This is a genomic window from Bradyrhizobium sp. UBA2491 (assembly GCF_002341725.1).
Classification (GTDB): Bacteria; Pseudomonadota; Alphaproteobacteria; order Rhizobiales; family Xanthobacteraceae; genus Bradyrhizobium.
Map to the genome: position 1 here is coordinate 55,835 of NZ_DDOP01000019.1, position 11,406 is coordinate 67,240.

Annotated in this window: 10 protein-coding genes; 6 read left to right on the forward strand and 4 right to left on the reverse strand. The window is 65.5% G+C overall.

Features of this window, described 5'->3' with window-relative positions; translation table 11 throughout:
* Positions 1-118 precede the first annotated feature (118 nt).
* The gene (locus B2W55_RS06465; protein WP_024578896.1) at positions 119-1,435 is read left to right on the forward strand and encodes a mechanosensitive ion channel family protein; all 1,317 of its coding nucleotides are present in this window, start codon (positions 119-121) and stop codon (positions 1,433-1,435) included.
* Between the two features lie 169 nt (positions 1,436-1,604).
* Positions 1,605-2,429 (forward strand): type I methionyl aminopeptidase, encoded by an 825-nt coding sequence (map, locus tag B2W55_RS06470; RefSeq protein WP_024578895.1) that lies wholly within the window; start codon positions 1,605-1,607, stop codon positions 2,427-2,429.
* A gap of 12 nt (positions 2,430-2,441) precedes the next feature.
* Here the strand turns inward: map and B2W55_RS06475 are convergent, their stop codons facing one another.
* Positions 2,442-3,161 (reverse strand): DNA-3-methyladenine glycosylase I, encoded by a 720-nt coding sequence (locus B2W55_RS06475; protein ID WP_024578894.1) that lies wholly within the window; start codon positions 3,159-3,161, stop codon positions 2,442-2,444.
* A 229-nt stretch (positions 3,162-3,390) separates the two neighbouring features.
* On the opposite strand from B2W55_RS06475, the gene B2W55_RS06480 reads away from it, so the two are divergent.
* The 4 genes from B2W55_RS06480 to B2W55_RS06495 all read left to right on the forward strand — a co-directional run bounded on the left by B2W55_RS06480 (position 3,391) and on the right by B2W55_RS06495 (position 9,499).
* The gene (locus tag B2W55_RS06480) at positions 3,391-4,251 is read left to right on the forward strand and encodes an intradiol ring-cleavage dioxygenase (protein WP_024578893.1); all 861 of its coding nucleotides are present in this window, start codon (positions 3,391-3,393) and stop codon (positions 4,249-4,251) included.
* A gap of 50 nt (positions 4,252-4,301) precedes the next feature.
* Positions 4,302-5,015, forward strand: a complete 714-nt coding sequence (radC, locus tag B2W55_RS06485; RefSeq protein WP_024578892.1) for a RadC family protein — start codon at positions 4,302-4,304, stop codon at positions 5,013-5,015.
* A 266-nt stretch (positions 5,016-5,281) separates the two neighbouring features.
* Positions 5,282-7,396 (forward strand): glycogen debranching protein GlgX, encoded by a 2,115-nt coding sequence (gene glgX / locus B2W55_RS06490; RefSeq protein WP_024578891.1) that lies wholly within the window; start codon positions 5,282-5,284, stop codon positions 7,394-7,396.
* 237 nt (positions 7,397-7,633) lie between these two features.
* Entirely contained in the window at positions 7,634-9,499 is a 1,866-nt protein-coding gene (locus B2W55_RS06495; RefSeq protein ID WP_024578890.1) for a sigma-54-dependent Fis family transcriptional regulator, read from the forward strand.
* 37 nt (positions 9,500-9,536) lie between these two features.
* Here B2W55_RS06495 and B2W55_RS06500 read toward each other — a convergent pair whose 3' ends face one another.
* The 3 genes from B2W55_RS06500 to B2W55_RS06510 form a co-directional block, all read right to left on the reverse strand.
* Positions 9,537-10,226, reverse strand: a complete 690-nt coding sequence (locus tag B2W55_RS06500; RefSeq protein WP_024578889.1) for a transporter — start codon at positions 10,224-10,226, stop codon at positions 9,537-9,539.
* Between the two features lie 39 nt (positions 10,227-10,265).
* On the reverse strand, positions 10,266-10,820 hold the full coding sequence (locus B2W55_RS06505) for a flavin reductase family protein (protein WP_024578888.1): 555 nt from the start codon (positions 10,818-10,820) through the stop codon (positions 10,266-10,268).
* 84 nt (positions 10,821-10,904) lie between these two features.
* The coding region (locus B2W55_RS06510) for an LLM class flavin-dependent oxidoreductase (protein ID WP_291532195.1) at positions 10,905-11,406 on the reverse strand (502 nt) is incomplete at its 5' end.

Sequence of the window (11,406 nt, forward strand, 5' to 3'; positions counted from 1 at the left end):
GCCCTAGGTCGCCCCGACACTGTGGTGTATCGATGGTCGGGTGCGCGCCGTTGTGGGATTCTCCCCGTGCATTCGAATCACATTTGCCTGACCCGCGCTTCAAGTTGAGACTTTGCCGATGGACATGAGCTGGAAGGACGTCCTGGAAGCCATCCAAATGGCGGCGCGCTCGGTCGGCGCCGAGATCGCCTCGCCGTGGTTCTACCTGCAATTCGGCATCATCCTCGCCGCCGCGGGTATCGCTTACGCGGCCGACACCGCGATCCACGCCCGGGTCAACATGGCGACGCTGGCGAGCCGCTGGCCGTTGCCGCTCCGGCATTTCGCCCGCGTCATGGTGACGAGCGCCTCCACCGCGGTGTTCGCGGTGCTGATGGTGATCTCGCGCATCGTGATGTGGCACATGACCTGGCCGAGCCGCAGCTATCTGATCGCGGTCTCCGCCAAGCTGGCGCTGGCCTGGCTGGTGATCCGGCTCGTCACCTCGGTGATCGACAACGCCTTCATCGTCAAGACCGTGTCGATCGCTGCCTGGGTGGTCGCGGCGCTCAGCATCATCGGCCAGCTCGATTGGGCGGCCGACATGCTGGACTCCTACGCGGTCGTGGTCGGCGGCCTCCGCCTGACCCCGCTCTTGCTGCTCAAGGCCGGCGCGCTGCTGATCGTGGCGCTGTGGCTGACCAACCTTGCCGGCAATTTCGCCGAGAGCCGCATCAACAAGGCCACCGACCTGACGCCGTCGATCCAGGTGCTGCTGGTCAAGATCATCCGCATCGGCCTGATGGTGCTGGCGATCGTGATCGCGCTCGGCGCGGTCGGCATCAACCTCTCCGCGCTTGCGGTGTTCACCGGTGCGGCCGGCGTCGGCATCGGTCTCGGCTTGCAGAAGATCGTCGCCAATTTCGTCAGCGGGCTGATCCTGCTGGTCGACAAATCGGTGAAGCCCGGCGACCTCGTCACGATCGGGGACAATTCGGGCCGCATCAGCGCGATGAAGACCCGCTACATCTCGGTCGCCGCCGGCGACGGCCGCGAGTTCCTGATCCCGAACGAGGATCTGGTGACGCAGAAGGTCACCAACTGGACCTACACCGACAAGAACACGCTGGTGAAGATCGCCTTCTCCACCAATTACGACGCCAATCCGCGGCAGGTCTGCAAGCTCGGGATCGCAACCGCAGCGGCCCATCCGCGCGCCACCAAGGGCCGCACGCCGAACTGCATCCTGACCGAATTCGCCGAGGCCGGGATGAAGTTCTCCCTGACCTTCTGGATCGCCGACCCCGACGGCATGGACGGCGTGAAGAGCGACGTCATGCTGTCGCTGTGGGATGCCTTCAAGCAGGACGGCATCAAGGTGCCCTATCCGGTGCGGGAACTGCGGATCCGCGGCGGCGCGCTGCCGGTGGAGAGCGTGGTCGAGGTCTCCAGTTAGCCCTCCAGCGTGCACATTTCGGCCAATCGGCGGCCGCCGTTCCGGTTCAAGCTGGCAAATCGGGCCGTTTCGGCATTGACCCCATGCCCAACCTTGGCTTGCACCGGCCGCCCCGATCATTAAATTAGAGCCTGAAATCAGCCCCTTGCCCGCAGAAACATCCCCGCCCATGAGCTATATCGACGCCACCGACACCTCGCTTCGCAAGACCGGACAGATCAAGCTGCACGGGCCGAGCGGCTTTGCCGGCATGCGCAAGGCGGGTGCGCTGGTGTCGAAATGCCTCGATGCGCTCACCGACATCGTCAAGCCGGGCGTTCCGACCTCCGAGATCGACGAGTTCGTCCGCAAGTTTGCCTTCGACCACGGCGCCTATCCGGCGACGCTGATGTATCGCGGCTACCGCTACTCGACCTGCACCTCGATCAATCATGTGGTCTGCCACGGCATGCCCGGCGACCGTCCGTTGAAGGAAGGCGACATCGTCAATGTCGACGTCACCTTCATCGTCGACGGCTGGTACGGCGATTCCAGCCGGATGTATGCGATCGGCGCCATCGCGCGAAAGGCGGAGCGGCTGATCGAGGTGACCTATGAAGCGATGATGCGCGGCATCGCCGCGGTGAAGCCCGGCGCCACCACGGGCGATATCGGCCATGCCATCCAAAGCTTCGTCGAACCGCAGGGCATGAGCGTGGTGCGCGACTTCTGCGGCCACGGCCTCGGCCGCCTGTTCCACGACGAGCCGAACATCATCCATATCGGCCGCCCCGGCGAGGGTGCGCCGCTGAAGCCCGGCATGTTCTTCACCATCGAGCCGATGATCAATCTCGGCAAGCCGCATGTGAAGATCCTGTCCGACGGCTGGACCGCGGTGACCCGCGACCGCTCGCTGTCGGCGCAGTTCGAGCACTCGGTCGGCGTCACCACCGACGGCGTCGAGATCTTCACGCTGTCCGAGCGCCACGGCGAGAAGCCGTGGGTTCAGGTGTAATCAGCGACGGGTTCAATAATCGCTTCGCGTGCGGTTCTCGATCTCCTCGGGCGTGTGGTTGTCGCCGATCGACATCGCACAGATCCGCGACAGATGCAGGTAAGGCAGCCCGGTTTCCTCGGCCCAGGCGTTGAACTGCGCCTGCACCTTGGCGAGATCGCGCTTCGACTTGACCTCCTCCGCGATATCGAGACCGGCATCGCGCAGGCAGGCTGTGACGTCACGCGAGGTGACGAAGCCGTCCCAGCCGAGGAAGCGCAGCAGCATCTGACCGGTATTGCCGCCGAGCCGGCTGCCGCGCTTGGCCAATAGCTCCAGCAGCCCGATCTCGTTGGACGACGGCCATGCCGCGAGGAATTTGCCGAAGCTGCCGTGCTCGCGCGCGACCTCCTGCACGAAGCGGCCATTGTCGCGCACCGACATGATCTTGGCGCCGTTGCGCACGATCCTGGCATCGCTGACGAGCTTCTCCCAGTATTCGTCGGGCTTGAAAGCAAGCTTGGCGGGCTGGAAGCCGAGGAAAGCCTCCTCGAAGCCCGGCCATTTGGCGTCGATCACGCTCCAGGCGAAGCCTGCGCAGAACACGCGTTTGGTCATCTCGGCCAACACCCGGTCGTCGCCGAGCTTGGCCAGCGTCTTGGCGCCCGCCGGCGGATGCAGCAGCTTCTCCAGCGCCTTTGGCCCGCCCTTGCGCTTCTCGGCGCGGGCCCGGATCACCTTGAATGACGTCAAGCAGCCCTCCATAGATTCTTGTTCTGACGCGTTTTCTTGACACGAACCGGTATCCACTTCGCTCGAAAACGCTCTCTTCGATTCCCAACAATTGCAGCCAACGGTAATTCGCCTGCCGCATCGTGGCAAACCGTCGCAGGCACACCCACATCGAGAAACCAAATCGTCCTGATGTCGCCACGCTGAGTGGGAAATGGGAAGCTTCCCGCGCAATCGACAGGAGCGATCATTGGACAAGTCCACGCGCCGCGGCTTTCTCGGCCTGATCTCGGCAAGCGCTGCCGGCCTGTTGCCGGCGCGACAAGCCGAGGCCGCAACCGACAGCCGGGCCGACGACATCGCGGAGGCCTGCATCCTGACGCCGCAGGCGGAGGAAGGGCCGTTCTACGCCGATCCAAAGCTGGTGCGGTCCGGCATCGCCGACGGCAAGCCCGGCATTCCGCTGACGCTGCGGCTGCGCGTGATCGAGGCCGGCGCCTGCACGCCGATCGCGGGCGCGCGGGTCGACATCTGGCATTGTGACGCGCAAGGTCTCTATTCGGCATTTCCCGGCCAGGGCGACGGTCACAACATCGATGAATCGAGCAAGAGCTTCCTGCGCGGCACGCAAATGACCGACGCGGCAGGATGGGTCGCGTTCAACACCATCTATCCCGGCTGGTATGACGGACGCGCTACGCATATCCATTTCAAGGTCTTCCTCGATCAGAAAAACGTGCTGACCGGCCAGACTTTCCTGCCGGACGCGCTGAACGAATTCATCTACGCCAATGCGCCCGACTACACGGGCCGGCCGCGGCCGCGCACCACGCTCAATGCCAACGACCACGTCGTCGAGACCGCCGATCCGGACCGCCGCGCCTTCTGCGCGGTGAAGGAGGAGAAGGACCGCTATCTGGCAACGCTGACGCTCGGCGTCGACAGGCGTGCCGAGATCGCGATGCAGCCGCGCCGCGGGCCGCCGCCGGGCATGCCGCCGGGACCTCCTCCCGGCCCGCCGCCGCCAGGCATGGGCCTCGGCCCGATGCGCGGCCATCTGATCAAGGACCGGCTGGCGGCGCTGATCCCCGGCCTGAAGCGCGCGCCCTAGCGCCGCGCGGGTACTTGCAAAACGCCGCTGGCACGGCAAGGTTGTGGCCGATGCCCGCCAAGCCCGATGCCAGCAACGACGAGCCCGACGAGACGCCGCATTACCACGGTCATCGCGAACGGCTGCGCGAGCGCTTCTACGCGGCGGGCCCCGACGCGCTGACCGATTATGAACTCCTGGAGATGGCGCTGTTCGCCGCCATCCCGCGCCGCGACACCAAGCCGCTGGCCAAGGCGCTGCTGAAGAAGTTCGGCTCCTTCGCCGAAGTGGTGCACGCGCCGGTGGCGCGGCTGCGCGAGGTCGACGGCGTCAAGGATGCCTCGATCAACCAGCTCAAGCTGCTCGCGGCCGCCGCGAGCCGGATCGCCAAGGGCGAAATCAAGCGGAGCGTCGCGCTGTCGTCGTGGAACGACGTCATCGGCTATTGCCGCTCCAGCATGGCGTTCGCCGACAAGGAGCAATTCCGCCTGCTCTTCCTCGACAAGCGCAACCAACTGATCGCCGACGAGGTGCAGCAGACCGGGACCATCGATCACACCCCGGTCTATCCACGCGAGGTGATCAAGCGCGCGCTGGAATTGTCCGCGACCGCGCTGATCCTGGTGCACAACCATCCCTCCGGCGACCCGACCCCGTCGCAGGCCGACATCCAGATGACCAAGGCGATCGTCGAGATCGCAAAACCGCTCGGGATCGCCGTGCATGACCACATCATCGTCGGCAAGAACGGGCATAGCAGCCTGAAGGGCATGCGGCTGATGTGAACTGTACGTCGTCCCGGCGAAGGCCGGGACCCATACGCCGCGGCGGGAGTTAGTGGGGGACTCGTCGTTCCAGCACAACTCCACAATAATCATTGGTGGTTATGGGTCCCGGCTTTCGCCGGGACGACACTGAATGTGTTGAGCGGATTCGGCCTTGGCCGTCATACGGTCATCTGCTGATGCCGCTAACATCGCCCCATGCAACGTTTCCTGCGTGGCGGCGTTTGTTGCAGGTTGATTTGCCAGTTCCAGACCTTGGGGGACCGATGTCCGATTTCGTGATCGAGGAAGGCCTGCCCTATCCGCTGGGCGCGCATTGGAGCGGCCACGGCACCAATTTCGCGGTGTTTTCCGCCAACGCCACCAAGGTCGAGGTCTGCCTGTTCGACGGCGAGCGCGAGACCCATCGCTTCGAGCTGCCTGAATACACCGACCAGGTGTTTCACGGATTCATCAATGGCGTGCAGCCCGGCACGTTCTACGGCTATCGCGTCTACGGCCCCTACCAACCGGACGGCGGACATCGTTTCAATCCGAACAAGCTGCTGCTCGATCCCTATGCGCGCGCCCATGCCGGCAGCCTGACCTGGAATCCGGCGGTGTTCGGCTACAAGATGGAAACCGGTGACGACCTCACCTTCGACGAGCGCGACAGCGCACCGTTCATGCCGAAATGCGTGGTGGTCGATCCCTGCTTCGACTGGGCGCAGGAGCCGCAACGGCAGGAAGCCCACTGGGACGAGACGATCGTCTATGAGGCCCACGTCAAGGGTTTTACCAAGCAGCACCCCGGCATCGATGAGCATTTGCGCGGCACCTATGCCGGCCTCGGCGCGAACGTCGCGATCGACTATCTGAGGGCGCTCGGCATCACCTCGGTCGAGCTGCTGCCGGTGCATTCCTTCATCAACGACAGCAACCTTCTGGAGAAGCACCTCACCAATTACTGGGGCTACAACACGATCGGCTTCTTTGCGCCCGATCCGCGCTACGCCGCCGATGTCGCCAATAGCCTGCGCGAGTTCAAGGAGATGGTGGCACGGCTGCATGGCGCCGGCCTCGAGGTCATTCTCGACGTGGTCTACAACCACACCGCCGAAGGCAATGAACGCGGCCCGACGCTGTCGTTCAAGGGCATCGACAATGCGAGCTACTACCGCCTGTTACCCGACAAGCGCCGCTACTACATCAACGACACCGGCACCGGCAACACAGTGAACCTGTCGCACCCGCGCGTGATCCAGATGGTGATGGACAGCCTGCGCTACTGGGCCGGCCACATGCATGTCGACGGCTTCCGCTTCGACCTCGGCACCATCCTGGCGCGCGAGGTCTATGGCTTCGACGAGCAGTCGGGATTCCTGAAGGCGATGAACCAGGACCCGCTGCTCGCGACCGTCAAGCTGATCGCCGAGCCTTGGGACTGCGGCCCCGGCGGCTACCAGGTCGGCGGCTTCCCGCCGGGCTGGGCGGAATGGAACGACAAGTACCGCAACACGGTGCGCGATTTCTGGCGCGCCGAGGCTGCGCCGGCCGCACTGGCGCCGCGGCTGCTCGGCTCGCACGACGTATTCAACCGCGAGGGCCGCCGCACCTGGGCCAGCGTCAACTTCATCACCGCCCATGACGGCTTCACGCTGAACGACTGGGCGAGCTACAACAACAAGCACAACGAAGCCAACGGCGAGAACAACAACGACGGCTCGTCCGACAACCATTCCTGGAATTGCGGCGCCGAGGGGCCGACCGACAACCCCGAGATCGTCTCGTTGCGCGAGCGCCAGAAACGCAACATGCTGGCGACGCTGCTGGCTTCGCAGGGCACGCCGATGCTGCTCGGCGGCGACGAGTTCGGGCGCACCCAGCGCGGTAACAACAACGCCTATTGCCAGGACAATGACATCTCCTGGTTCGACTGGAATTCTTCCGACGACGCCAACAGGCTGCTCGCCTTCACCAAGCGGATGATCAAGCTCCGGCGCGACTATCCGATCCTGCGCCGCAGCCGCTTCCTGTCCGGCGATCGCGATCCGCAACTCGATATCCGCGACGTGGTCTGGATCAACGCCTCGGGCGCCGAGATGTCGCAGGCCGACTGGACCACCGGCTGGATCAAATGCTTCGGCGTCGTGCTCGACGGCCGCGCCCGCAAGACCGCGATCGCCCGCCAGGGCGAGGACGATACGGTGCTCGTGATCCTCAACAGCTATGAGGGCGAGGTCGACTTCAAGCTGCCGCAGACCACCGCAGGCCCGCATTGGTCGCTGCTGCTCGACACCAATGTGCCGGAGGAAGCGGCAAGCACGCAGTTCGCGTTCGAGAGCGCCTACAAGATGGCTGGGCGATCGTTTGTGCTGCTGACGGCCGGTGAAGTGAAGTAATCCCGCCACCACCACCCTCGTCATTCCGGGGCGGCGCGCAGCGCCGAGCCCGGAATCCATCGAACCACCGACCCTGTGGGTCAATGGATTCCGGGCTCTCGCTTCGCGAGCCCCGGAATGACGGCGGAAATCACGCCTATCCCCACCCGAAGCGCACTCCCCGCGACCTGCCTGCCAATTGACATTCGGCCGGGCGGTGCCAGACTTCCCGCAAAAATACAGGGTGGAGACCTCTGGATGGCCAATCTTTCGGCCTCAAATCACGTCGCCCGTGTTTTGTCGGCGGCCAACCAAATGGCCGGCGTCGACACCGAGGCGCGGATTGCTGCGTCGTGGCGGCGCTGCGTGGTCAATCACAACCTCGATCCGGCCCGGCGCGGGCCGCCGCAGACCCTGACCGAGGCCGAGGTCCGGCACATCGCCGAGCCGATGGAGGACCTGATCCAGGTCGCGGTCCCGGCGCTCGAGGACCTTGCCCGCCTGCTCCACGATAGCGGCTATTGCGTCAACCTCGCCGATCCCAACGCCACCATGCTGGTGAGCCGGCTGCCCGGCGGCGACTACGAGCGGATGTTCCTGGAGTGGAAGATCTACACCGGCTCGAACTTCGCCGAGACCTTCGAGGGCACCAACGGGCTCGGCACTGCGCTCGCCGAGCAGCGGCCGATCATCGTCCATGGCGACGAGCATTTCCGCGAGCAGTGGCACATGTTCACCTGCGCGGTGTCGCCATTGTTCGACCATGCCGGCAGGCTCGCCGGCGCCGTCAACATCTCCTCCTGCCGCAGCGATCTCGGCCGCGGCGCGCATGAACTGGCGTTGGCCGTCACCACGGACGCGACGCGGCGGATCGAGCAGTCGTTCTTCCGCCGGCGTTACCGCGCCTCCTGGATCGCGACCCTGCCCGGCGACGGGCAAGGCATGCTGGCCTATGACGACGACCGCCGCGTCGTCGGCGCCTGCCGCACCGCGCGCGGCGTGTTCGGGCTGACGGACGCGATGATCGACGACGGCATCGACCTGTCGCATCTCATCCAACTGGACGATCGCGCGACGCGGGCCGCCGACGAGCCGGTCACGTTGCGCCGCGCCGACGGCACGCCGTGGGGCCGCGGGCGCATCGCACCGCCGGTGCGCACGCGTGTCTCCCGTCCGCTGCCGGCGCCACCGCGCGAGCAACCCGCCGGACAGTTCAGCGGCCTGCACCGGCTGGCGGGCCGCGATCCCGTGCTGATCAAGGGCGTGAAGCGGCTGATGACGGTCGGCAATCTCGACCTGCCGATCCTGCTGCATGGCGAGACCGGCGCCGGCAAGGACGTGTTCGCGCGCGCCATCCATGCCGCCAGCAACCGCGCCGGCCGCAACTACGTCGCGCTGAATTGCGCGGCGATGCCGGAGAGCCTGATCGACGCCGAGCTGTTCGGCTACGAGGCCGGCGCCTTCACCGGCGCGCGGCGCGAGGGATCGAAGGGGCTGATCGTGCAGGCCAGCGGCGGCACTTTGTTCCTCGACGAGATCGGCGACATGCCGCTGGCGCTGCAAACACGGCTGCTGCGCGTGCTGGAAAACCGCGAGGTCTGGCCGCTCGGCGCGCTGAAGCCCGTGCCGGTCGACATCCGCCTGATCAGCGCCACGCATCGTGACCTGGCGCGGATGGCCGAACACGGCAGCTTCCGCTCCGACCTGTATTACCGGCTGCGCGGCATGGAGATCCGGCTGCCCGCGCTGCGCGAGCGCGCCGACCGCAAGGACGTCATCGCGCAGATCGCCGACGAGGAGGCGCCGCACTGCCGCATCGCGGCGGACGCCTGGGCCGAGCTGATGGCCTATCCGTTCCCCGGCAACATGCGCCAGCTCCGCCATGTGCTGCGTCTCGCCGGCGCGACCGCCGAAGCCGGCGTCATCACCGAAGCCGATCTCGATCTGCCGACGCTTGGCAAGCCGGCCACCGAGGCCGGTCATGCCGTGAGCGAGCGCGCAGCGATCATCGAGGCGCTGCGCGCCAGCGGTGGGCGGGTGGCTGAAGCGGCCAAGGCGCTCAGGCTCAGCCGCGCCACGCTGTATCGCAAGATCAAGGGACTGAAAATCGACGCCGCATCGTAAGGTTCGATGGCGCGCCGCCGATCACACGCAACGGCGATCAGCTCATCAACTCCTCCAAGACCAGAATCGCCAGGAAACCGACAAAAAACATTGCCGTCACCCAGGGGCGATCTGGTGTCTGGTGCGCTTCCACCAGCAATTCTTCCGTCACCAGATACAAAAGCGCGATCAGCCCGAAGGCGAAGAATCCAGCCACGATCGAAGGCGGCAGGGCGGCGACCGGCGTAGCGAGCACCGCACCGAGCGGCAGCAGCAGCGCCAGGGCGGCGGTTGCACCCACCACCGCGAGGCGGGAGCGGACACTCTCACCGAGCTCGTTGGCAACGGTCAGGCCGAGGAACAGGACTTCCAGCGTCAGCGCGACCGTCAGCAGGATGCCGGCTTTGGCACCGGCGGAAAAGCCGATCCCGAGCACCAGGCCATCGATCAGGATGTCGACGCCGACCATCGACAAGAGACCGAGCGGGCCTTTGACCAGACCCTCGACCTGCTTGATCGCGAGCATCACCGCCAGCGCGATGCCACCGCCGACGACCGTGGCGACCGGCGCGTTGCGATGCATCAGGTCGGGAAGAATCTCGCCCGCGGCCGCGGCGAATACGACGCCGGCGGCCAGATGCTGGATCGCACTGACGATCCTGGGACCCGGGCGGATGTTGACGGCAGCAACCGCACCGAGCACCGCCGCCGCCGCGGGAATCAGGGTGTACATCCAAGCAGAGCTCATGACGGGTCCCTGCCGCTGATCGCTCGTTCAGTCAGGCAATCAGGAAAACTCGTTCCAGCTGACGCGGCGTGCGTCGAGGTCGCCGAGCGCGACGGGATCGTGGATGTCGCGCACGCTCTGGAAGCCTGAGCGCAGATAGATCAGCGGATCGACCGTGGTCACGGCGCGGACATGCTGGACCTCGCCGATGAAGATCGAGTGGGTCTTGGTCTCAAGCTGCTGCGTCAGCACGCAATCGAACGCGGCGACCGCATCCTCCAGGACCGGGGCGCCGGTCGCGCCCGTGGTCCAGCGCCCGAACGCAAAACGATCGTCGCCGTTGACGCCCTTCTGGCCGGAGAAAGTCAGCGCCAGCAGCGCGTGTTCCTCGTTCAGGAAATTGATGACGAAATGGCGCTCCTCGAGGATGCGCTGATGCGCGCTGGCGTTACGGTTAACGCAGACCAGCACCGAGGGCGGATTGTCCGACAGCGAGCAGGCCGAGGTCACGGTCAGGCCGGTGCGCTTGCCGGGCTCCGAGCCGACCGTCACCAGCGCGACCGCGCCGGCGCAATGGCGCATCGCCTGCTTGAAACTCTGTGCGTCGACCGTCATGCAGAAAACCCCGGTACTGAATTATATTTCCCTCCAAGATATGCGACGCGGGGTGCGAGGCAAGCCCCGCACCCCGCCTAGCTGTCATGCAGCCTTCTCGAACTCGGCGCCGAGATGCTTGAGCCGCGGCATCACCTCGGTCTTGAGCAATTCCAGCGAGCGCCGCCAGGCCTCTGGCTTGTGCTTGTAGTCGAAGCCGAACACGCAGAGCACGCCGAAGCCGCCGACCTCCCGGTAGATCTTCTCGATCTTCTCGGTGACGGTTGCCGGCGAGCCGACGATCCAATTCCGGCGCGCGCAATATTCCACCGTGACGTCGCTGTCAGGCACATCGGGCGCGTGCTTCAGATAGTCCTTGAAGCCGAAATGGCCGAGCAGCGGCAGGAAGTACTCGCCCATCATCCGGCCCATCATGTCGCCGGTCGAGAGCTTCCAGGCCTCCTCATCGGTATCCGCCACGAACACCTCGCGCACCAGCCGCCAATCCCTGCGACTCGGCTTGCGGCCGGTCTTGGCGGCGCCTGCCTCGACCGAGTCCCAGTGGCTGCCGACATAGGCCGGGTTGAGGTTGAGGCTCATCGGGATG

Excerpts from the sequence above, each read along its gene's own strand:
- B2W55_RS06465 (WP_024578896.1), top strand. The coding sequence starts at position 119 with ATGGACATGAGCTGGAAGGACGTCCTGGAAGCCATCCAAATGGCGGCG.
- map (WP_024578895.1), top strand. The coding sequence starts at position 1,605 with ATGAGCTATATCGACGCCACCGACACCTCGCTTCGCAAGACCGGACAG.
- radC (WP_024578892.1), top strand. The coding sequence starts at position 4,302 with ATGCCCGCCAAGCCCGATGCCAGCAACGACGAGCCCGACGAGACGCCG.
- glgX (WP_024578891.1), top strand. The coding sequence starts at position 5,282 with ATGTCCGATTTCGTGATCGAGGAAGGCCTGCCCTATCCGCTGGGCGCG.
- B2W55_RS06495 (WP_024578890.1), top strand. The coding sequence starts at position 7,634 with ATGGCCAATCTTTCGGCCTCAAATCACGTCGCCCGTGTTTTGTCGGCG.
- B2W55_RS06500 (WP_024578889.1), bottom strand. The coding sequence starts at position 10,226 with ATGAGCTCTGCTTGGATGTACACCCTGATTCCCGCGGCGGCGGCGGTG.
- B2W55_RS06505 (WP_024578888.1), bottom strand. The coding sequence starts at position 10,820 with ATGACGGTCGACGCACAGAGTTTCAAGCAGGCGATGCGCCATTGCGCC.